The sequence below is a fragment of the Rhizobium sp. A22-96 genome, assembly GCF_053521805.1.
The window spans coordinates 170,312-192,015 of the sequence record NZ_JBNWDQ010000005.1 but is presented as its reverse complement, the minus strand read 5'-3'; the positions used below and the strand labels follow the sequence as shown (position 1 = coordinate 192,015).

Here is a 21,704-nt window from a genome sequence, read left to right as displayed (position 1 = left end):
TCAGACGGTTTCCCAGCCATCCTTCTCGCTGGCGCGATAGATGGCGTCAATGACCTTCTGATTGAGCTTCGAGCTTTCCAGCGGCACGATCTCCGCACCTTCACCGAGTGCTGCGGAAGCAAAGGCTTCCGCTTCGCGCTTGTACTGGCGGCTGTCGGGGAAACGGAAAATCGTCGATTCCGAATGGCCGCGATTGGTCAGTTCCAGCTCCTCTGCGCCATAACGATCGGCGTTGAAGGGCGACTTTACCTCGATGAAGCCTTCCGTGCCGTGGAAGACCATGACCTGGCGATTGGCCATCTGCGTCGAGATGTAGAAAGTCATTTCGAAATCACCGAAATCGGCCTTGACGCTGGAATAGATGTCGGTGCCGAATTCCGGATCGCGCTCGGTCACCGCCTGGATGCGCAGCGGCTCGCGGCCGGTGACAAAACGGGTGCTGATCGTCGGGTAGACGCCGATATCGGGCAGACCACCGCCGCCGAGCGACGGGATATTGCGCATGTTGCCGGCATCGCGGTTGAAATAGGTGAAGGCTCCCTGGATATGGCGCAGGCGACCGATGGCGCCATCGGCGAGCAGCGAACGGACCTTCCGCCACACCGGCGCATAGGTGACCATGTAAGCCTCGGTCACCAGCACCTTGTTGCGGTCGCGGGCTGCAATCAAACTGTCGATTTCATCCGCTTTCAGCGCAATCGGCTTTTCGCAGAGCACATGCTTGCCGGCATCGGCAGCCTTGATCGTCCACTCGACATGCTGCGAAGTTGGCAGCGGAATGTAGACGGCATCGATGGTATCGGAGGCGAGCATTTCCTCGTAGGAACCGAAGGCGTGCGGCACGGAGAAGCGGTCGGCCATCTGCCGGGCACGATCGAGATCACGGCTGGCGATTGCCGTGACGACACAATTTTCCGCGTCCTGAATGGCCGGCACCACCAGGTCGCGACCGATTTTTGCCGTCGATAGAATTCCGAAACGCAACATGATCTTTCTCCCGAAGCATTGTCCCGAGGCGAACGGCCGCACAGCGATGGTCGCGACACGGCCTTCCAGCGGGATCCCTTGTCAATACGGTGGATGGAGAGCGAAACGAGGCCATTCCGCTCCAGACGAAATCGACTGCAACCTTATTCGGCCGGTGCAGACGGCGCAACGGTTTGAGGCAATGATTGCTCAAGGACATCGAGCCAAATGGCCTCAAGGCATGTCCGGATCTGTCCTCTTTCTGTCCGATAGGTGGCTTTCGTAGCTTTTGACTGGCGCTTAGTTTCGGCTATCCTTCAATCACAGGAGATACGAAAATGTCCCATGCCGACACCGCGCTGCTCGTCATCGATGCCCAGGAATCGTTTCGCCAGCGTCCCTACTGGCGGGCAGACGACCTGCCTACCTTCACCAACCGCCTGCAGGCGCTGATCGATGGTGCCAAGGCCAAGGGCATCCCCGTTGTCCAGATATTCCATGTCGACGACGATCCGCATTTCAGCCTGGAGAGCGGCTACGTGCGCAAGCTCGATGAAATCTCCCTGGAGGCCGATGCGGTATTCCACAAAGCTCGCCATTCGGCCCTCGTCGGCTCCGGGCTGGATGTCTGGCTGGTGGCGAACGGCATCCGCAAGGTGATCGTCTCGGGCATTCGCACGGAGCAATGCTGCGAGACGACGACGCGACATGCATCCGATCTTGGCTACGAAGTCGACTATGTGACCGAGGCGACGCTGACCTTCCCGATGACGCATGCTTCGGGCACGGTCTTCAGCGTCGACGATATCAAGAAGCGCAGCGAGCTGGTGCTGTCAGGCCGTTTCGCCCGCATCGCGACGGTCGAGGAAGCGCTTGCCGGTGCCCCGATCCGGAGTGCTGCATGAGCCATAACGACAGGTACCTCCAACGCCGGATCATTCCCGTCTACGTCCTTCTGCCGCCCTATACGCTGCTGATGGATGTGGCCGGGCCGGTGGAGGTGCTGCGCCGCGCCAATATCGAACAGGACGATGTCCTGTTCGATTATCGCTTCATCGCTGCCCAGCCGTCGCAAACGACCTCGGTCGGGTTGACGCTCACCAATCTCGCCCCTCTGCCGGATCACATTCCAGACGGTGCCTATGTCATCATATCCGGCAGCGTCACGCCGCCTGACGATGCCGAGGACGTCGAGCCCGAAACCGACACGCTGGCGCGCTGGCTGGCGGGCGTCATCCGCCCGGGCATCACCCTCGTCACCATCTGCTCCGGCGCGGTGATCGCGGCCCGTGCCGGTCTGATGGACGGCTATGCCTGCACTACTCACTCCGCCTGCCTCGACGAGGTCCGGCACCATGCCCCGACTGCGCGCGTGCTCGACAACCGGCTCTATGTCGAAGATCGGGAACGCTATTCCAGCGCCGGCATCACCACCGGCACCGACCTGATGTTGCACCTCGCCTCCAAACTGACCTCGCCGATGACAGCTTTGACTATTGCTCGCCATATGGTCGTCTACATGCGGCGCACCGGTGCCGAGCCGCAGCTTTCGCCTTGGCTCAGCGGCCGAAACCATGTGCATCCCGCCATCCACCGCGTTCAGGATGCGATCATGGCCGATCCCGCTCACAGCTGGTCGCTCGCCGAGCTTGCCGGCATTGGCGCCATGAGCGCACGGCATATTTCACGCCTGTTCCAGGAACATGCGGACCTGTCGGTGACGGCCTATGTCAATCTGATGCGCGTGACGTTGGCGCGGGATGTGCTCGCCAATTCGCGGCTCGACATGGAGCGCGTGGCGGAAAAATCCGGCTTCGCTTCTCCAAGGCACATGCGGCGCGTCTGGTCGAAATACAATACGCTGCCGCCAAGCCACTATCGGCGCACGACGCCGGAATAAAGAAATCGTTAGTGGAGTTTCACTGGCCGTAGCGCTAGCCTGCCTTGTCCCTTCCGTCCGGCGCCTCTGACGCCGGCTTCCCGCTCAATTGATTTGGAGAGATATCATGGACCTGCGCAAGCTTGGACGAACCGATCTTTTGGTCGCCCCTATCGTTTTCGGCGGCAATGTCTTCGGCTGGACGGCCGATGAGAAGACTTCCTACGCATTGCTCGACGCCTTCTTCGACGCCGGCTTCAACACGATCGACACGGCCGATGTCTATTCGAGCTGGGTTCCCGGCAATAAGGGCGGCGATTCCGAGGAGATCATCGGCAAATGGCTGAAGCAGGGCCGCATCGCCCGCGACAAGGCCATCATCATCACCAAGGTCGGCTCGGAGATGGGCCCTGGCAGGAAGGGCCTCAAGGCAAACTACATCCTCGAAGCCGTCGAAGCCTCGTTGAAGCGGCTGCAGACCGATCACATCGATCTCTATCTGTCGCATTGGCCGGATCCCGAGACGCCGCATGAGGAATCGCTTGCCGCCTATGCCAAGCTGAAGGAGCAAGGCAAGATCCGCCATGTCGGCTGCTCGAACCTTGATGCGACGCAATTGCAGGCATCGCTCGATGCCGCCGCCAAGGCCGGCCTGCCGCGCTACGACGTGCTGCAGCCGGAATATAATCTCTATGCCCGCGCCAGCTTCGAAGGCCCGCTGGCGGATCTCTGCGTCAAAGAAGATATCGGCGTCATCACCTATTTCAGCCTCGCGGCCGGCTTTCTGACCGGCAAATACCGCACCAAGGCGGATACGGAAGGCCGCGCTCGCGAAAACCGGGTCTCGGCCTATCTCGACGACAAGGGTCTGCGCATTCTCGCGGCACTCGATACGGTTTCGGCCGAAACCGGCTCGAAGCCTGCCGAGGTCGCGCTCGCCTGGCTGCTGCGCAAGCGCGGCGTCACCGCACCGATCGCCAGCGCCACTAGCCTTGGCCAACTCGACGCGATAATCAACTCGGCGAAGCTTTCGCTTTCCGATGAAGCCATGCGCCTGCTCGACAAAGCCGGCGAATAAACCGAGGCAGGCCGATGACCGTGACGATCCGAGATGCCAGACCCGAAGACGAAGCGCGCTGGCGCAAGCTTTGGGACGGATATCTGGCATTTTACGGCGTCACCATCGCGCCTGACATCACCGATGCGACCTGGCGCCGGGTCTTCGATCCGGCGTCGACCATCTTCATGCGGGTCGCCGAAGTCGACGGCGAGGTGAAAGGCTTCACGCTCTGCCTGACACATGAAGGCACATGGACGCGCGCGCCGGACTGCTATCTGGAAGACCTGTTCGTCGACGAAAGCGCCAGAGGCCACGGCGTCGGCCGGGCGCTGCTGGACGATCTCGTCGACCTCTGCAAGAAAAACGGCTGGGCGCGCCTCTATTGGCATACGGACGAAACCAACGCGACCGCCCGCAAGCTCTATGACACCTACGTCAAGAGCGACGGCCATATCCGCTACCGCGTTAATATCTAGCTGTGAATTGGGACGATCTAAACATCACAATCAACGACTGACACCGTCACTTGCAGGTCTAAACCTGCATTAGCGATGGTTGATAACTCAGAATTAGGCAGCTTCAATGTATAGCCTGCGTCAGATTGCTCGCGGCTAATGCAAACGAATATATCCGCGTAGGCACTTTCTATGCCCGGCACGGATGAAATTCTTGAGAAGTTTTCTCCGAGGGCACCCGTCAATTTCTTGAGTATGTCATCTATATCGTCGTCTGCAAGCGGCACGGACAACGTCCACATTCCTGTTTTTGCGCTTACAGACGCTCCGCTGCTCAGGCGCCTTTCCTCACCGGATGTCCAACTTGCATCCGGCTTGATTCCCAGAAGCTCCGTCACTCGCCGTGGGTCAAGGTTATCGCCATGCATGTATATAGCGACCGAGCCTATTCTTTGCGCTTCACTCACCCAAATACCCAATCATTTCGCCATTCCGATCTACAGCATATGCCAATTCCGATTCAAAAACTGCGAGCACTTTTGCCGGAATTCATCTGAGCTTCGGAAACCCCTCATAGAGAGCGGAATGATCGCCCTCCCAGTTCGCCATGCCACGCTTGGTGAGCATGCCGCGCGGGCTGACAAAGCTCTGGATGCTCCGCATCGGCCGCTCGTGCCACTGGATGTTGAAGGCCCATAGTTTCGGAAAGAAGCACAGCGAAGCGTAAGGCAGATGGTCGTGGATCCACCAGGCGAGTTTCTGCCAATCGCCCTCCTGGCTCTGATGGTCGATCAGCCAGGGCACGACGATGCAGACGGCGGCGCCCATGCAGCCATCGAGATCGCGCATGTCCCAGATGTGATGGGCGGCGGTATGAGGATTGGTCGAGCAATTCAGCCCGTTCTTGTTGCCGAAGGCATTCACCTCGGGCGAGCGGTAGCCTGAACGGATATGTAGCCGGCCAAAGGTCGCCTCCAATGGTTCCAGCAATTCCTCGCACAGTCTTCGGCCCGACTCGATCGCCAGATCGGGGTCTTCGGGAATATTGGGAATGCGATAGAAATCAGCAATTTCCGAATGCAGGAAATCGCGGAAGAAGAAATTCTTCGACAGCCTGACGCGGCCGAGCTCCTCCAAGCCCTTCATCGACCCCGGTTTTCTCATCGTCTCAACTCCTTCTTCCGTCCATCCGACCAGTGCAGACCAGATATCGCATGGAAGCCACCCGATTTCTGTCAGCAGTGCCGATCATTGGCCGGATCGGCGACGACGCCCTCTCGTCATGGCCCGGTATATTTGAAGAAATCGATGAAGGCTCGCAGTGCCGGGCGCATCTGGCGGCGGCTCGGATAATAGATGCAGAAGCCCGGATAGGGTGGGCACCAATCCTCCAGCACGCGGATCAGGCTGCCGTCCTCCAGTTCCTGCTTGACGCGGATGTCGAACAGATAGGACAGGCCCGCACCGTTCAGTGCCGCCAGAACCGCAAGCCGATCCTCGATGACGATCAAGGGACCATCGATGGCGACGATCAGCTCGCGGCCGTCCTTCTCGAACTCCCATCGATAAATCGAGCCATCGGTGAAGCGCCGCTTGATGCAGCGGTGATGCACGAGATCGCGCGGATGGAGCGGCTTCGGATTTTTCGCGAAATAGGCTGGAGAGCCGGCGATCACGGTGCGTATATCAGGCGAGACCTTTACCGCGATCATATCGCCCTCGATGCTCTCCTCCAGCCGGATGCCGGCATCGAAGCCCTCCTTGACGATATCGCTGAAGCCGTCCTCGTTGGCGATCTCCAGCGTAATGTCCGGATAGGTGTTGAGGAAATCGCCGAGCCGCGGCGCCATCAGCAGGTCCGAGGCAAAGCGCGGGGCGGTGATGCGCAGAGTGCCGGCCGGGCGGCCGCGGGTGGCAAGCGTATCTTCCAGCGCGATATCGATCTCTTCCAGCGCCGGCGCCAGCCGCTGCAGCAGCGCCTCGCCCTCCTCCGTCGGCAACACGCTGCGGGTGGTGCGCGCCAGCAGCCGCACGCCGAGGCTTGCCTCGAGGCTGGAGACGGCATGGCTGACCGCCGACGGCGCGATCGACAATTCCTTGCCGGCGGCGCGGAAGCTGCGATGGGCGGCCACGGCGGCAAACACCGCCAATTGAGAGAGCTGGGTCCTGTTCATTGATCTAAATTATAGAACAGGTTGTGAGAATTTGCATGGATTTTCATTCATTATGCCGAGACCTAGTTTGAACCTGTCGGCCGGCCTTGAGGCCCGCCACCGATCCAACAAGGTTCAAAAGGAACGCGATTATGAAAACCCGCAAGCTTGGCAAGGATCTCACCGTTTCCGCCGTCGGGCTCGGCTGCATGGGCATGAGCTTCGCCTATGGAGCGACTGACGACAACGAATCCGTCAAAGCGCTTCATCGTGCCGTCGAGCTCGGCGTCACTTTTTTCGACACCGCCGAAACCTACGGCCCCTTCACCAATGAGGAGCTGCTTGGTCAGGCATTGAAGCCTGTTCGCGACAGCGTGGTCATCGCCACGAAGTTCGGTTTCAAGCTCGACCACACAAAAACCGGTCTTGCCGCCATGATCGGCGTCGACAGCCGTCCGGAGCATGTCAGGGACGTCGCCGAGGCCTCCCTGAAGCGGCTTAACACCGATGTCATCGACCTCTTCTACCAGCATCGCGTCGATCCGAACGTGCCGATCGAAGATACGGTCGGTGCCATGGCGGAGCTGGTGAAAGAGGGCAAGGTGCGGGCGCTGGGTCTCTCGGAAGCCAGTGCCGCCACCATCCGCCGCGCCCATGCGGTGCATCCGATCGCTGCCGTGCAGAGCGAATATTCACTCTGGAGCCGCGATCCGGAGGAAGAGGCGCTCGCCACCTGCCGCGAACTCGGCATCGGCTTCGTACCTTATAGCCCGCTCGGCCGCGGCTTCCTGACGGGCGCGATCCGCAAGGTGGACGACTTGGCCGACGACGATTTCCGCCGCAACCTGCCACGCTTCCAGGGTGAAAATTTCGACGCCAATGCGGCGCTGGTCGCCAGGCTCGAGGCCCTTGCCAAAGAAAAGGGCGTCACGGCGGCACAACTGGCGCTCGCATGGGTGCTCTACCAGGGCGACGACATCGTCCCGATCCCTGGCGCCCGCAAACTGCACCATATCGAGCAGAACGCGGCCGCCGCCGATATCGTGCTTTCACCGCGCGAGGTGGAAGAGCTTGGCGCGATCATCCCGCTCGAAAGCGTCGCCGGCAAGCGCTACAGCGATGCGTCTCTCGCCATGACGAATATATGACGAATTGACCGCCTCTCCTGTCTAAACAGAGACACCGGCCATCACGGCCGGTGTCATTTTGGGGTTGAAAATAAAAGTGAAGCCTCACCAGCGACCGCAAGAACATGCGAATCGCCTGATTTACAGGCTCTTTCAACTTCCTAGACAAATCGTCATGGGCGCAAAGCGCATGCCAGAGCTCGACGCTCGGTTGACAAACGGGTCCGAAATTTGAAGATTGCCGCCAATCAAAACGGGCAGCGTTGGGAGGACTTATGTCTAAGCGCGCGTTTATCGGCTTCTCCGCTTTTCTTCTCGCCACTTTCGCATCCCTCAGCCCTTCGGCGGCCGCGGATGTCAAGCGCCAGGTGGTCACCACCAAGGACGGCGATTACTTCGGCTTCGACCTGCGCACCGAGCAGAATGTGACGCTGGACCAGTGCTCCGCCTCCTGCATCGGCGACAAGTCCTGCAAGGCCTTCACCTACAATCCCAAGGTGAAGTGGTGCTTCATGAAGTCCGACTTCAACCAGCTCAACAGTTTCCCGGGCGCCATCGCCGGCAAGATCGTCGAGACTGCGGCCGCCAACGAGCCCGATATCGGCGCGGCACCAGCCCTCCCCTTCCTCTCCGAGGACTTCGTTCAAAGCGCGCGCGATGCGAAAAGCACGCTGACGCTCGGCGACGAGTTGAAGGGCCAAGGCGTCGAAAGCCTGATAGCCCTCGGTCGCATCGAATTGACGTCCGGGAATGTCGAGAATGCCTTGAACGCATTCCAGGGCGCCCTGTCGCTCAGCCCCGACAATGGCGATCTGTGGATCGAAATGGCGCGGGCCGCCAACACGGTTACCAACGATACCGCCGTTGGCACCAAAGCCGCCTACGCGGCGCTCAACGGCTACCAGCTGACCCGCACGACGAGCAGCCGCGCCGACGCGCTTGCCGTTCTCGCTGAAGCGCTGAAGAACGCGCAGAACTATCGCCCGGCGCTCAACGCCTACAAGGCAAGCCTCAATCTCGTCAGCTCCGCCGCAGTCCAGGCCGCCTATGACGATCTGCGTGCCCGCCAGGGCTTCCGCGTCTCCGGCAACACGCTCGACAATGACAATGCGTCACCACGCGCCTGCGTGCAGTTCTCCGAAAAGCTGGTGAAGAGCGGCGTCGACTATACGCCTTTCGTCACCGTCAATGGCGCAGCACCGAAGGGCGTCGATGCCAAGGACAACCAGATCTGCGTCGAAGGCCTGGAATTCGGCCAGCACTACCGCGTTTCGCTGCGTGCCGGTCTCCCCTCCTCGGTCGGTGAAAACCTTCCGGCGCAGGTCAATGTCGATGTCTACGTCAAGGACCGCACGGCGTCGCTGCGCTTCACCGGCGACAATTTCGTGCTGCCCTCCACGGCGCGGCGCGGCATTCCGATCGTCTCGGTCAATGCCACCACGGCCAATCTCAAGCTCTATCGCATCGGCGATCGCAACATTGCGCAGCTCCTCAACAACTCGCAGTTCCTGACGCAGATGGACAGCTACAGCGCCCAGACGATCCAGGACACCAATGGTGAACTGGTCTGGCAGGGCTCGATCGATATCCAGCAGGAGCTCAACAAGGACGTCGCCACCAGCTTCCCGGTCGATGAAGCGCTGCCGAAGCGCAAGCCGGGCGTCTATGTGCTGACGGCCGTTGCCCCCAATAGCGGCGGCCAGGAATGGGATCCGCAGGCAACGCAATGGTTCGTGGTGTCGGATATCGGCGTCACCACCTATGCCGGCACGGACGGGCTCAATGTCTTTGCCCGCTCGCTCGCCAGCGCCAAGCCGCTCGCCGGCGTGCAGCTGCAGCTGCTTGCCAAGAACAATGAAGTCCTAGGCACCGCGAAGACTGATGACAATGGCCGCGCAGTCTTCAGCGCCGGCCTGATGCGCGGTACGGCGGGTATGACACCGGCGGTCATCACCGCTCAGAACGGCGACCAGGATTATGTCTTCCTCGACATGACGCGCGCCGGCTTCGATCTTTCCGACCGCGGCGTTGCCGGCCGGACCGCGCCCGGCGCGATCGACCTGCTGACATGGACTGAGCGCGGCATCTACCGCGCCGGCGAGACGGTGCATGCCTCTGCGCTTGCCCGCGACGTCAGCTCGACAGCGGTCGAAAACCTGCCGCTCACCTTCGTCTTCCTGCGCCCCGATGGCGTCGAGGACCGCCGCATCGTCACCGATGGCGGCAAGCTTGGCGGCTACACTGTCGACATGCCGCTGCAGCAGACCTCGATGCGCGGCACCTGGACGATGAATATCTACACCGACCCGAAGGGCGCCTCCATCGGCTCGCAGACCTTCCTCGTCGACGACTTCGTGCCCGACCGCATCGAATTCGACATGAAGAGCGACGCCAAGGAGATCGAAGTCGGCCAGCCGACACCTGTCAATGTCGACGGGCGCTATCTCTATGGCGCGCCGGCAGCCGGCCTTAGCCTTGCGGGCGAAGTGACGCTGAAGCCAACCCGGCAAAGCGATGCCTACAAGGGCTATCAGTTCGGCCTCGCCGACGAGGGCGCCGGCAAGGACAATAATGACGGCGACGATAGCAGCAGCGGTGACAGCAAGGCGGAGAGCACACAGGTGCCGCTGGAAGACCTGCAGGCGCTCGACGAAAACGGCAAGACCACCTTCGACGTCACCATCAACGATATTCCTTCGACCACGCAGCTTCTGAACGCCAACATCACCGTGCGCATGCAGGAAGCCGGCGGCCGCGCCGTCGAGCGCTCGCTGACGCTGCCGGTCAAATCAGATGGCCCGCGCATCGGCATCAAGCCGCAATTCGACGGCGATCTCGGCGAAAACTCTGTCGGCAACTTCCATGTTATCGGCGTCGACGCGAATGGCCAGAAGCAGGCCATGCAAGGCCTGACGTGGAAGCTGCTCAGCGTCCAGCGCGACTATCAATGGTATCGCTCCGGCAATGGCTGGAAATATGAGCCGATCATGTCCACCAAGCAGGTGGCTGTCGGCACGGTCAACGCCACGACCGATGGCGGAACGATTTCCGTGCCCGTCACCTGGGGCCGCTACCGGCTGGAAGTTTCGAGCGCCGATGCGAGCGGCCCGGAATCGAGCGTCGAATTCAACGCCGGCTGGTATGTCGCTTCCACCTCCACGGAAACGCCGGACGCGCTGGAGATTGCACTCGACAAGCAGAGCTACAAGATCGGCGATATCGCCAAGCTGAAGGTGACCTCGCGCTATGCCGGCCAGTTGATGGTGACGGCCGGTGCCGAGACGCTGATCTCGGTCAACAATGCCGATATCGGTGCCACCGGCGGCGAGGTCGATATTCCCGTGACAGCCGATTGGGGAGCCGGCACCTATCTGACCGCCACCCTGTTCCGGCCCGGCGATGCCCAGGAAAGCCGCATGCCGATGCGCGCCATCGGCATCAAATGGGCGCCTGTCGATCCCGGTGAGCGCAAGCTGCAGATCGCGCTCGATGCGCCGGCCAAGACGCTGCCACGCCAGCCTTTGAGCGTTGCCGTGCAGGTTTCCGGCGCCGGCGCCAATGAAGACGCCTATGTCACGGTTGCCGCCGTCGATGTCGGCATCCTCAACCTGACGCGCTACCAGCCGCCGGCACCGGATGACTGGTACTATGGCCAACGCCAGCTCGGCCTCGAAATCCGCGACATCTACGGTCGCCTGATCGACGGCTCGCTCGGCGCGACGGGCAAGCTGCGCACCGGCGGTGACGGCGGACAGGCAGCCTTGCAGGCAAGCCCGCCGACGGAAAAGCTGGTCGCCTTCTTCTCCGGCCCTGTCAAGCTGGATGCCAGCGGCAAGGCGAATGTCAGCTTCGACATTCCGCAGTTCAACGGCACGGCACGCCTTATGGCCGTTGCCTGGTCGAAGGCTGGCGTCGGGCACGCGACCCAGGATGTGATCATCCGCGACCCGGTCGTCGTCACCGCGAGCCTGCCGAAGTTCCTCGCCCCTGGAGACAAGGCCAATCTGCGGCTCGACGTCGCCAACACCGATGCCCCTGCCGGCGACTATACGCTTGCGGTCACTGGCAACAGCGCCGTGACCGTGGATGCGAGCGCCACGCAGCAGACGATCAAGCTGGAGGCCGGCGGCAAATACAACATCACCCTGCCGCTGACGGGCGGACAACCCGGTGCCGGCACGGTCGCGATCAAGCTCTCGAATGCTTCGGGACTATCGCTCGATCAATCGGTCGATATCCCCGTTCGCCCGGCGCAGCTGCCGGTCACCGAACAGCGGGTCATCGCGCTTGCCCCCGGCAAGAGCCTGACCGTCAATGCCGATCTTCTCGCCGACAGCGTGCTGCCCGGTGCCTCGGTCAGCGTCAACGTCAGCCGCTCCAGTGCCTTCGACGTGCCGGGCCTGCTGATGAGCCTCAGCCGCTATCCCTATGGCTGCGCCGAACAGACCGCGAGCGGCGCCTTGCCACTCCTCTATTTCAGCGACATGGCGGTCAAGAACGGCCTTGCCGACGACGGCGAAATCCGCAAGCGCGTACAGGATGCCATTTATCGTGAACTGTCCTATCAGTCCTCGACCGGCAGCTTCGGCCTCTGGGCTCCCGGCTCCGGCGATCTCTGGCTGGACTCCTACGTGACCGATTTCCTCACCCGGGCCCGCGAGCAGAAGTATACCGTGCCGGATCAGGCGATGGTGCAGGCGCTGGAAAACCTCCAGAATTCGCTGAGCGCCAATACCAACGTCAAGGACAATGGCAACGAGATCGCCTATGCGCTCTACGTGCTGGCGCGCAACAAGAAGGCGTCGATCAGCGATCTGCGCTACTACGCCGACACGATGCTGAACGACTTCCAGACGCCGCTCTCCAAGGCGCATCTGGCCGCGGCGCTGGCGCTCTACGGAGACGCGCAGCGCTCGCGCAACATCTTCATCGATGCATTGCAGATGTCGCAGAAGGCGGTGGCCACGAAGGTCAGTTTCGTCCGCTCCGACTATGGTTCGTCGCTTCGAGATGGTGCCGCGGTGCTGGCGCTTGCCGCCGAAAGCCGTCCGGTTCCGCCGATCATTCCGGATCTGGCTGGTGTCGTCGCCAAGGATTGGCAGACGAAGAAATATACCAGCACCCAGGAGCAGACCTGGATGCTGCTGGCAGCTCGCGCGCTGCAGAACGGCGATGACGGGCTGATGCTCGACGTCAACGGCGCCGCCCACACCGGCACCTACATGGCGCAGATGACGGGCGACGCCCTGGTGGGCCATCCGCTGACCGTCACCAACACCACGCGCCAGCCGCTGTCTGCGGCCGTGACCACGGTCGCGGCTCCCGTCGCTCCGCTGCCGGCCGGCGGCAACGGCTTCAAGATCGAGCGCAAGTACTACACGCTCGACGGCGAGGAGGCGAACGTCACCCAGGCGCAGCAGAACGAACGCTATGTTGTCGTGCTGCATGTGACCGAAGACAATGACTGGCCGCAGCGCCTGCTTGTGACCGATCTGCTGCCTGCCGGCTTCGAGATCGACAATCCGAGCATCGTCAACAGCGCTCAACTGTCGAACTTCGACTTTCTCAGCGACATTCAGCCGGCTCATGTCGAGTTCCGCAGCGACCGCTTCGTCTCGGCCTTCGATCAGGCCGCTGGCGCCGACCGCGACCTGACCTTCGCCTATGTCGTGCGCGCCGTGACCCCCGGCGTCTACGATCATCCGGCTGCAACCGTCGAGGACATGTATCGTCCGCAGTTCTCCGCCCGCACGGCGATGGGCCGCATGGAGGTGCTGGCTGCACAGAAGTAAGAGCCGTCATGAAGACGCGATGGAAGATTGCGATTGGCTTTGGAGCCACGGCCTTGACGGCGGTGGCGCTGGTCTTCGGCCTTGAGGCCGCGGACCGCGCCTATCCACCGCCGCTGGACAATGCCCGCGTCGTCTCCGCCGAAGTGCTTGATGCCAATGGCGACTTGCTGCGTGCCTTCGCCACGCCCGAGGGACGCTGGCGGCTGAAGACCGAGGTTTCCGACGTCGACCAGCAATATCTGCGCATGCTGGTCGCCTATGAAGACCGCCGCTTCTACGATCACCACGGCGTCGACCCGATGGCGATCGGCCGCGCCTTCCTCCAGCTCGTCACCCATGGCCGCATCGTCTCCGGCGGTTCCACGCTTTCCATGCAGGTGGCCCGCCTGATCGAGCCACGCAGCCAGCGGTCGATGACGGCGAAGCTTCTGCAGGTCGTCCGCGCCATCCAGATCGAACGGCGGCTCAGCAAGGAGCAGATCCTCGATCTCTACCTGACGCATGCGCCCTATGGCGGCAATCTGGAGGGCGTTCGGGCCGCGAGCCTTGCCTATTTCGGCAAGGAGCCGCGACACCTCACCGTGGCGCAGTCAGCCTTGCTGGTAGCGCTACCCCAGCTGCCGGAAAAGCGGCGGCCTGACCGCAACTTCGCAACCGCACAAGCAGCCCGCCACCGCGTGCTGGAACGCGCCGCCGTCGCTACCATCATCGGCGAGGGGGAAGCCGAACGCGCCGCGCTGACGCCCATACCCGCCGGACGGCGGCAACTGCCCGCCTATGCAGCCCATCTGGCCGAACTGGCGCTGAAGAAGCAACCCGGCGTCATCCAGCACCGAACCACGCTACGGCGCAGTGTCCAGCAGGGGCTGGAAGCCGTTGCCGATGCGGCCGCAAAGCGGCTTGGACCGAAGGTATCCGTCGCCATGGTGATGGCCGATGCCAAGACCGGTGAGATCATCGGCGAAGTCGGCTCGGCCAACTACTTCGATTCCGGCCGTTCGGGCTGGATCGACATGACCCGCATACTGCGCTCCCCCGGCTCGACGCTGAAACCCTTCATCTATGGTCTCGCTTTCGAGCAAGGCTACGTGGCGCAGGAGACGATCATCGAGGATCGCCCGGCCGATTTCTATGGCTACCGTCCGCGCAATTTCGACATGAGCTATCAGGGCGATGTCAGCGTGCGCCAGGCGCTGCAGCTGTCGCTCAACGTACCAGCCGTCCGCCTGCTCGACGCCGTGGGTCCGACGCGGCTGCTGGTGCGCTTCCGTCGCGCCGAGGTGAAGCCGATGCTGCCGCCGAACGAAGCCCCAGGCCTTGCCATCGGCCTTGGCGGTGTCGGCATTACGCTGAAGGATCTCGTGCAGCTCTATGCCGGGCTTGCCAATCGCGGCAAGCCGATGCGGATCGGTGACGGGGTTCAGGACCAACCGGGTCCGATCGACAGCGAGCCGTTGATGGAGCCGGTCGCGGCCTGGAACATCACTGACATTCTCTCCGATATTATCGCGCCGCGCGGCAGCAAGCAGCTCGGCATCGCCTACAAGACCGGCACGAGCTACGGCAATCGCGATGCATGGTCGATCGGCTATGACGGCGCACACGTGCTCGGCGTCTGGGTCGGCCGTCCTGACAATGGCGCCGTGCCGGGACTGGCGGGCTATGTTTCGGCAGCACCCATCCTGTTCGAAGCCTTTGCCAAGTCGGGCGTGGCCATCACACCCTTCCCGCCGCCTCCCATGGGTGCGGTGCGCATTTCCGCGACCGAGCTGCCGATCAGCCAGCGGCGCTTCTCCGTGACCGCCGCAGGGCTGCTGGCGGCTTCGAACCGGGAGCCTGCGCCGCAGATCGTCTATCCGCCGGAAGGGGCGCGCGTCGATCTCGGCGCCAGCGGCGGTGCGAGCCAGATCACACCGCTGGCGCTGAAGCTGCAGGGAGGACGCGCTCCGTTCCGTTGGCTCGCCAATGGCAAGCCGCTGCCGGATCTGTCTCGCCGCCGCACCAATCAATGGACGCCTGACGGTGCGGGATATTCGACGCTCACCGTCATCGATGCGGCCGGACGCGCCGCCAGCGTACGGGTTTTCGTCGAGTAGAGGCGTCAAATCATCGCGATCATGCCATCGCCTTTTTGTCAGCCGGCAGCGTCCATGCTATCTTAGGCATGACTCAAATGAGGAATGGCGAGATGTCGGAAGAGCAGGCAATCCGCGCGGTTGTTCACCTCTATGTCGATGGCATGGCATTCGCGAATGAGCCCGCGCTGCGAAAGGCTTTCCATCCACGAGCCCAAATCATCGGCAATTATCAGGGCGCAGTCGAATGGATGACACGGGATGAATTCATCTCGGCAATCGTCGAGGAAGGCAGCGCTCCGCCCGGCACCATACCGCTGATGGACATCGAGCTGATCGACATCGAAGGCGATGCGGCTAGCGTGAAGGTCGTCGACGAATTCGCAGGGATGCGCTTTTCGGACTATCTATCGCTGGTGAAGATCGATGGGCGGTGGAGTGTGGTGAACAAGGTCTATCATCTGCATCGGTGATGTGTTTCGAGGCTGCTCCGTCTATGCCGAGCCTCTGATACCCCCCTCTGTCCCTTCCGGGACATCTCCCCCACATGGGGGGAGATTGGTAACTCGCGGCATTATCTTGCCCCAAGCTGATATCGCATCTGTTGAAATCGAAGCTTCTGCTTTAACGAAGGCGTGCGTCGAACTCCCAACGATCTCCCCCCATGTGGGGAAGATGTCACGACAGTGACAGAGGGGGGTGACGCGCCCTCCGCGAACTCAGCAGCAGCAGATTAACCGCGCAGCACCCCACCCGTCGACTTCGTCACATTGGCGACGATCTTCTGCGTCAGTGCCTCGAAATCCTCGTCCGTCAGCGTGCGCTCGGCCGGCTGGATCTGCACTTCGATGGCGATCGACTTCTTGCCCTCGCCGAGCGATGCGCCTTCGAAGATGTCGAAGACGTTGACGCCGGTCACCAGCTTGCGGTCGGCACCGACGGCAGCGCGGATGACTGCACCGGCTTCCACCGACTTGTCGACCACGAAGGCGAAGTCACGCTTGACGGCCTGGAAGGGAGAAAGCTCCAGCGCCGGCTTGGTGCGGGTTGCCTTCTTCTTCGGCTCGGGCATGGCGTCGACATAGACTTCGAAGCCGGCGAGAGCGCCCGACACGTCGAGCGCTTCCAGCGTCTTCGGATGGAATTCGCCGAAATAGCCGAGCACGACCTTCGGCCCCATCTTGATGGTGCCGGACCGGCCCGGGTGATACCAGGCGGGGCCACCCTGCTCGATCTGGATATTGGTCATCGGCAGGCCGCAGGCCTCGATGACGGCGAGCGCATCGGCCTTGGCATCGAAAACGTCAACCGGCTTGCCACCGCCCTTGGCAGCGTTCGACCACATGCGGCCGGCGCCGGCGAGCGTTGCCGTACCACGGCGGATACCGCCTGCGACGCGACGCTGGCCTTCGGGCGTATCGTTCTCATAGGTGCCGGACACTTCGAAGATCGCGACGTCGCCATAGCCCTTGTCGGCATTGCGCTGCGCTGCGGACAGCAGGCCCGGCAGCAGCGACGGACGCATGTCCGACATATCGGCCGCGATCGGGTTGGCAAGCTTCAGGGCGTTGGAGCCGCCGCCGAAGAGCTTGGCCTGATCTTCGGCGATGAAGGACCAGGTGACGGCTTCCAGCATGCCCCGCGATGCGAGCGCGCGCTTGGCGGTGCGGGTGCGGATCTGCAGCGTCGTCAGGATCTTGCCGTTGACGGCAGCGTGGCTGGCCAGCGGCTGCGGCTTGATGTTGTCGACGCCGTGGATACGCATGATTTCTTCGACGAGATCGGCCTTGCCGTCGACATCCGGACGCCAGGAGGGAACGGCGACCGAAATGCGCTCGCCCGAACCGGAAACCGAGAAGCCGAGCTTCGTCAGGATGGACTTGCTCTCATCGGCCGAGACTTCGAGGCCGGTCAGGCGCTTGACTTCCGACAGCGGGAAATCGACGACCTTGGCCTCGTAGCCCTTGTAACCTTCGACGCGAGCCTTGGCAGCCGTGCCACCACAGCAGGCAAGCACCAGTTCGGTGGTGCGCTCAAGGCCCGGAACCATGTATTCCGGATCAACGCCGCGCTCGAAGCGATAGCGTGCATCGGTGATGATGCCGAGGCCACGGCCGCTCTTCGCGATGTTCATCGGGTCCCAGAGCGCCGATTCGATCAGCACATCCGTGGTGTTCTCGTCGCAGCCGGAATGTTCGCCGCCCATGATGCCGCCGATCGACTCGACGCCATTATCGTCGGAAATGACGACATTGCTGGGGTTGAGCTTGTATTCGCGCTCGTCCAGCGCCAGCACGGTTTCGCCGTCTTTGGCGCGGCGCACCACCAGATTGCCCTTGACCTTGGCGGCATCGAAGACGTGCATCGGCCGGCCCTGATCGAAGGTCATGTAATTGGTGATATCGACCAGCGCGCTGATCGGGCGAAGGCCGATGGCGAGCAAACGCTGCTGCATCCATTTCGGGCTCGGGCCATTCTTGACGCCGCGCACGAGGCGGAGCGCGAAGCCGGGGCAAAGGCGCGTGTCATCCAGATCGATCTTGAGTTCGGTCGTCGTCTCGCCTTCGACGGCGAAGGACGGCGCCGCGGGCGATTTCAGCGTGCCGAGGCCGGAGGCGGCGAGATCGCGGGCGATGCCAAAGACGCTGGTGCAATCCGGACGGTTCGGCGTCAGGTTGATCTCGATCACCGCATCGTCAAGGCCGGCATAGGCGGCAAAGCTGGTGCCAACAGGTGCATCTTCGGGCAGGTCGATGATGCCGTCGTGGCTGTCGGAAATTTCCAGTTCCTTTTCCGAGCACATCATGCCGCGGCTTTCGACGCCACGGATGTTGCCGATGGCCAATGTCACGTCGATACCGGGAACATAGGTGCCGGGAGCCGCAAAGGCGCCAACGAGGCCGGCGCGCGCGTTGGGAGCGCCGCAGACGACCTGAACGGGCGCGCCGCTGCCAATATCGACCATCAACACCTTCAGGCGATCGGCCTGCGGGTGCTTTTCGGCTGACAGAACCTTGGCGATGACGAAGGGCTTGAACGCCGCCTTGTCGTCGACATCCTCCACTTCCAGACCGATCTGGGTCAGGCGTGTGCAGATCTCGTCGAGCGTGGCATCGGTATCAAGATGCTCTTTCAGCCATGAGAGTGTGAATTTCATCTGATCAATCCTTGCTTACGCGCTCAGGCCGCCGAACAAAGTCGGCATGTCGAGCGGGCGGAAGCCGTAATGGTTCATCCAGCGGACGTCGGCATTGAAGAAGTCACGCAGGTCCGGCATGCCGTATTTCAGCATGGCGATACGGTCGAGGCCCATGCCCCAGGCAAAGCCCTGATATTCATCGGGATCGAGTCCGCCATGGCGCAGCACGTTCGGATGCACCATGCCGCAGCCGAGGATCTCCATCCAGTCGGTGCCTTCGCCGAACTTGACGATCGGGCCGGAACGGTCGCACTGGATATCAACCTCGAAAGAGGGCTCCGTGAACGGGAAGAACGACGGGCGGAAGCGCATCGTCACGTTGTCGACCTCGAAGAAGGCCTTGCAGAACTCTTCCAGCACCCAGCGGATATTGGCGACGTTCGCCGTCTTGTCGATGACGAGGCCTTCGACCTGATGGAACATCGGCGAATGCGTGGCGTCGCTGTCCTGGCGGTAGGTCTTGCCGGGGATGATGATGCGGATCGGCGGCTTTTGCGCTTCCATGGTGCGGATCTGCACCGGCGAGGTGTGCGTACGCAGCACCTTGCGCTCACCCTTTTCATCCGGCTGGAAGAAGAAGGTGTCGTGCATCTCGCGCGCCGGGTGCCCCTCGGGGAAGTTCAGAGCCGTGAAGTTATAGTAGTCGGTCTCGACATCAGGACCTTCGGCGATCGAGAAGCCCATGTCGCCGAAGATGGCGGTGATCTCATCGACGATCTGGCTGATCGGATGAATGCGGCCACGCTCGGCCGGCGAGGAGCGGACCGGCAGGCTGACGTCGACCGTCTCTGCCTTCAGCTTTGCATCGATTGCCGCATCACGCAGCGCGCCCTTGCGCTCGTTGATCGCGTCGGTGACGGAATTCTTCAAAGCGTTGATCGCAGCACCGCGTGTCTGCCGCTCTTCCGGCGACATCGAGCCCAGTGTCTTCAACAGTTCCGAAACCGAGCCCTTCTTGCCGAGCGCGGCGACCCTCACGGCCTCGATCGATTGCTCGTCGGTTGCCGCGGCCACGTCGGCCATGAGTTGGGTTTCAAGTGTTACGAGTTCCGTCATCTGGTCCTGCCTTGCGGACCGTAGGCTATAGCGCCGCTCAGTCCACCGAATAAGTGGTAAACGCATGCATCAGAAAGCTGGTCGCAACGATGAAGCGTCGCAGATCACTACCCATGTGCACGCGGCCAATCAACCGGGCAAGGAACAAAAAACCACCAAGAAAGCGAATCATGCGCTGAAGCTCGACACGAGCGGCGGCCGGCGCCTGTTCCGACCAGGCCTCATAGGCCCTGTTCTGCGTCTCCATGCCGAGGCGGGCACCGGTGGCGATCTGGAGAAACAGAAGCCAGATGTCGCGCGCCTGAGCAACCTCAAGCGGCATCACCGTTTGCGGGTCTTCCTCGAAATCCATGAAGCCGAGCCGCCTGCCGGCAAAGAACATATCACGCGGATAGGGGCGGCCGTGGCAAAGGCCGCTAGCGTGAAGCCGGCCAAGCTCGGTGGCGCAAGCAACCATGAGATCGTCATGAGCGACGGGGTCGCTTTCTTTCAGCTGCTCGAGACGTCCCTGCACCGTGATGCCGGCATCCGCGAGCATGATGGCACTGTTCGAGGCATAGAGAACTTTCGGAACCGCAATGCCCTGCTCTGCAAACATGGCTATGCGCCTGATCTCGCGTTCCGCCATCTCCTGCGGTGTGAGGCATGCACAGGGGCGAAGAAAATCTAAGGGGATGACGCACGACAAAGCGGCCTGCAAGTAGCGCCAGAACCGCGTTTTCTCAGTCCCAAATCGTTTGATCCAGACAAGACGCGACGAAAGAGGAACACGCTCAACCCGGCCGGACCCATTCACCAGCACTGTCAGCAAAGCCTGGATATCCTTGCCGGTGAGGTTTGGTATGGAGCTTAGTTCCTTAGTCTGGCCGTTCAATAATTTCACCCACCCTCGGTGGCGAGAGTCCCTAAGGTGATCGTCACAACTGTTTATGGCCCGAAAAATATAAAACCCGCGCCGGTTACACAAGCGCGGGTTTCACAAATGTGACAAAAATCTGTCTAAAAGTCGGCCTTAGCCAACGGCAGCTTCGAACTCGTTCGTCGTGCCGGCTTCCTTGAGATACTCAAGAGCCTTCTTCGATGCTGCAACGAGCGCACCGAAAGCTTCCGTCTCATGGATTGCCATGTCGGAGAGAACCTTGCGGTCAACTTCGATGCCAGCCTTGGTGAGGCCGTCAATGAAGCGGCCGTAGGTCAGGCCGTGTTCGCGGACGGCAGCGTTGATACGCTGGATCCAGAGAGCGCGGAAATTGCGCTTGTTAACCTTGCGGTCGCGATAAGCGTACTGCTTGGAACGATCGACAGCAGCCTTGGCGGTCCGGATGGTGTTCTTGCGGCGGCCGTAGAAGCCACGAGCCTGCTTCAGAACCTTCTTATGCTTGGCGTGGGCGGTAACGCCTCTTTTTACGCGTGCCATTTCATGATCTCCTTAGTCTATAGCGTTACGAATAGTCTTAGAGACCGTTCGGCAAGTAGTTCTTGATTACCTTACGGCCATCCGGTTCTGCGAGAACCATGGTGCCGCGGGCGTCGCGAATGAACTTGTTGCTACGCTTGATCATGCCGTGGCGCTTGCCAGCAGCGGCGGCCTTGACCTTGCCGGTCGCGGTGATCTTGAACCGCTTCTTGGCTGAGGACTTCGTCTTCATCTTGGGCATTTTGCTACTCCTTCGATGCTTCCTGGCGTGCTTTGCTAAAAAGCCCTTCCCACAGATCCGGCTAGGCCGGGCTGCGACAAGGTGCCGGAGCGTTTGTTGTTGAACGGCGGATACGGCGACGAACCGTCCCGCCAGCATTCTGAACTGCCACGGCATGCCCTGCCGGTCAGTTCGGACGCGCGCTTATAACCGCAGTTGCCTCAGAGTGCAACGGGCCGGACGCGTGAATCTTTGCAGATCGATGACAGCGTCAAACCGGCGGCTTAAAAGGAAAAAGCCGCCCA

At 61.6% G+C, this 21,704-nt stretch carries 17 protein-coding genes; 8 read left to right on the top strand and 9 right to left on the bottom strand.

Translation table 11 applies throughout. The annotated features are described in order from the left end of the window. Entirely contained in the window at positions 1-987 is a 987-nt protein-coding gene (locus ACQZ6F_RS22405; RefSeq protein WP_077468438.1) for a Gfo/Idh/MocA family protein, read from the bottom strand. A 317-nt stretch (positions 988-1,304) separates the two neighbouring features. On the opposite strand from ACQZ6F_RS22405, the gene ACQZ6F_RS22400 reads away from it, so the two are divergent. The 4 genes from ACQZ6F_RS22400 to ACQZ6F_RS22385 all read left to right on the top strand — a co-directional run bounded on the left by ACQZ6F_RS22400 (position 1,305) and on the right by ACQZ6F_RS22385 (position 4,381). Further along, entirely contained in the window at positions 1,305-1,871 is a 567-nt protein-coding gene (locus tag ACQZ6F_RS22400) for an isochorismatase family protein (protein WP_077468437.1), read from the top strand. After that, on the top strand, positions 1,868-2,866 hold the full coding sequence (locus ACQZ6F_RS22395; RefSeq protein ID WP_449094157.1) for a GlxA family transcriptional regulator: 999 nt from the start codon (positions 1,868-1,870) through the stop codon (positions 2,864-2,866). The genes ACQZ6F_RS22400 and ACQZ6F_RS22395 overlap by 4 nt, the downstream gene beginning before the upstream one ends. 106 nt (positions 2,867-2,972) lie before the next feature. Then, positions 2,973-3,923, top strand: a complete 951-nt coding sequence (locus ACQZ6F_RS22390; protein WP_449094156.1) for an aldo/keto reductase — start codon at positions 2,973-2,975, stop codon at positions 3,921-3,923. A 14-nt stretch (positions 3,924-3,937) separates the two neighbouring features. Then, entirely contained in the window at positions 3,938-4,381 is a 444-nt protein-coding gene (locus tag ACQZ6F_RS22385; protein WP_267551336.1) for a GNAT family N-acetyltransferase, read from the top strand. A 17-nt stretch (positions 4,382-4,398) separates the two neighbouring features. Here ACQZ6F_RS22385 and ACQZ6F_RS22380 read toward each other — a convergent pair whose 3' ends face one another. The 3 genes from ACQZ6F_RS22380 to ACQZ6F_RS22370 all read right to left on the bottom strand — a co-directional run bounded on the left by ACQZ6F_RS22380 (position 4,399) and on the right by ACQZ6F_RS22370 (position 6,534). Next, positions 4,399-4,839 (bottom strand): DUF4279 domain-containing protein, encoded by a 441-nt coding sequence (locus tag ACQZ6F_RS22380; protein ID WP_449094155.1) that lies wholly within the window; start codon positions 4,837-4,839, stop codon positions 4,399-4,401. 70 nt (positions 4,840-4,909) lie between these two features. After that, positions 4,910-5,524 carry a hypothetical protein gene (locus ACQZ6F_RS22375; protein WP_449094154.1) on the bottom strand — a complete coding sequence of 205 codons (615 nt, stop codon included), beginning with the start codon at positions 5,522-5,524 and terminating at the stop codon, positions 4,910-4,912. A 116-nt stretch (positions 5,525-5,640) separates the two neighbouring features. Then, complete coding sequence (locus ACQZ6F_RS22370; protein ID WP_068400714.1) at positions 5,641-6,534, bottom strand: LysR family transcriptional regulator; 894 nt, start codon at positions 6,532-6,534, stop codon at positions 5,641-5,643. Positions 6,535-6,665: 131 nt separating this feature from the next. On the opposite strand from ACQZ6F_RS22370, the gene ACQZ6F_RS22365 reads away from it, so the two are divergent. From ACQZ6F_RS22365 to ACQZ6F_RS22350, 4 genes are all read left to right on the top strand, one after another. Next, complete coding sequence (locus tag ACQZ6F_RS22365) at positions 6,666-7,661, top strand: aldo/keto reductase (RefSeq protein ID WP_449094153.1); 996 nt, start codon at positions 6,666-6,668, stop codon at positions 7,659-7,661. A gap of 254 nt (positions 7,662-7,915) precedes the next feature. Beyond that, positions 7,916-13,432: an alpha-2-macroglobulin family protein gene (locus tag ACQZ6F_RS22360; RefSeq protein WP_449094152.1), complete on the top strand. Its 5,517-nt coding sequence runs from the start codon at positions 7,916-7,918 to the stop codon at positions 13,430-13,432. 8 nt (positions 13,433-13,440) lie between these two features. Then, entirely contained in the window at positions 13,441-15,528 is a 2,088-nt protein-coding gene (gene pbpC, locus ACQZ6F_RS22355; protein ID WP_449094151.1) for a penicillin-binding protein 1C, read from the top strand. A gap of 92 nt (positions 15,529-15,620) precedes the next feature. Next, entirely contained in the window at positions 15,621-15,980 is a 360-nt protein-coding gene (locus ACQZ6F_RS22350) for a nuclear transport factor 2 family protein (RefSeq protein ID WP_068401155.1), read from the top strand. Between the two features lie 260 nt (positions 15,981-16,240). On the opposite strand, the gene pheT is transcribed toward ACQZ6F_RS22350, so the two are convergent. From pheT to rpmI, 5 genes are all read right to left on the bottom strand, one after another. Further along, complete coding sequence (gene pheT, locus ACQZ6F_RS22345) at positions 16,241-18,664, bottom strand: phenylalanine--tRNA ligase subunit beta (protein WP_449094150.1); 2,424 nt, start codon at positions 18,662-18,664, stop codon at positions 16,241-16,243. A 15-nt stretch (positions 18,665-18,679) separates the two neighbouring features. After that, positions 18,680-19,762, bottom strand: coding sequence for a phenylalanine--tRNA ligase subunit alpha (gene pheS, locus ACQZ6F_RS22340; protein ID WP_077468430.1), 1,083 nt, complete (start codon positions 19,760-19,762; stop codon positions 18,680-18,682). 37 nt (positions 19,763-19,799) lie between these two features. After that, positions 19,800-20,360, bottom strand: coding sequence for a hypothetical protein (locus ACQZ6F_RS22335; protein WP_449094149.1), 561 nt, complete (start codon positions 20,358-20,360; stop codon positions 19,800-19,802). Between the two features lie 414 nt (positions 20,361-20,774). Next, entirely contained in the window at positions 20,775-21,179 is a 405-nt protein-coding gene (gene rplT / locus ACQZ6F_RS22330) for a 50S ribosomal protein L20 (RefSeq protein ID WP_068400732.1), read from the bottom strand. A gap of 37 nt (positions 21,180-21,216) precedes the next feature. Continuing rightward, the gene (gene rpmI / locus ACQZ6F_RS22325; RefSeq protein WP_003544621.1) at positions 21,217-21,420 is read right to left on the bottom strand and encodes a 50S ribosomal protein L35; all 204 of its coding nucleotides are present in this window, start codon (positions 21,418-21,420) and stop codon (positions 21,217-21,219) included. Between the last annotated feature and the right edge of the window lie 284 nt (positions 21,421-21,704).

Bases quoted from the DNA above. Each gene is read 5' to 3' on its own strand.
- ACQZ6F_RS22390 (WP_449094156.1), top strand. From the start codon at position 2,973: ATGGACCTGCGCAAGCTTGGACGAACCGATCTTTTGGTCGCCCCTATC.
- ACQZ6F_RS22385 (WP_267551336.1), top strand. From the start codon at position 3,938: ATGACCGTGACGATCCGAGATGCCAGACCCGAAGACGAAGCGCGCTGG.
- ACQZ6F_RS22370 (WP_068400714.1), bottom strand. From the start codon at position 6,534: ATGAACAGGACCCAGCTCTCTCAATTGGCGGTGTTTGCCGCCGTGGCC.
- ACQZ6F_RS22375 (WP_449094154.1), bottom strand. From the start codon at position 5,524: ATGAGAAAACCGGGGTCGATGAAGGGCTTGGAGGAGCTCGGCCGCGTC.
- pheS (WP_077468430.1), bottom strand. From the start codon at position 19,762: ATGACGGAACTCGTAACACTTGAAACCCAACTCATGGCCGACGTGGCC.
- pheT (WP_449094150.1), bottom strand. From the start codon at position 18,664: ATGAAATTCACACTCTCATGGCTGAAAGAGCATCTTGATACCGATGCC.
- ACQZ6F_RS22360 (WP_449094152.1), top strand. From the start codon at position 7,916: ATGTCTAAGCGCGCGTTTATCGGCTTCTCCGCTTTTCTTCTCGCCACT.
- pbpC (WP_449094151.1), top strand. From the start codon at position 13,441: ATGAAGACGCGATGGAAGATTGCGATTGGCTTTGGAGCCACGGCCTTG.
- ACQZ6F_RS22405 (WP_077468438.1), bottom strand. From the start codon at position 987: ATGTTGCGTTTCGGAATTCTATCGACGGCAAAAATCGGTCGCGACCTG.
- ACQZ6F_RS22350 (WP_068401155.1), top strand. From the start codon at position 15,621: ATGTCGGAAGAGCAGGCAATCCGCGCGGTTGTTCACCTCTATGTCGAT.
- ACQZ6F_RS22400 (WP_077468437.1), top strand. From the start codon at position 1,305: ATGTCCCATGCCGACACCGCGCTGCTCGTCATCGATGCCCAGGAATCG.
- ACQZ6F_RS22335 (WP_449094149.1), bottom strand. From the start codon at position 20,360: ATGTTTGCAGAGCAGGGCATTGCGGTTCCGAAAGTTCTCTATGCCTCG.
- ACQZ6F_RS22395 (WP_449094157.1), top strand. From the start codon at position 1,868: ATGAGCCATAACGACAGGTACCTCCAACGCCGGATCATTCCCGTCTAC.
- ACQZ6F_RS22365 (WP_449094153.1), top strand. From the start codon at position 6,666: ATGAAAACCCGCAAGCTTGGCAAGGATCTCACCGTTTCCGCCGTCGGG.
- rpmI (WP_003544621.1), bottom strand. From the start codon at position 21,420: ATGCCCAAGATGAAGACGAAGTCCTCAGCCAAGAAGCGGTTCAAGATC.
- rplT (WP_068400732.1), bottom strand. From the start codon at position 21,179: ATGGCACGCGTAAAAAGAGGCGTTACCGCCCACGCCAAGCATAAGAAG.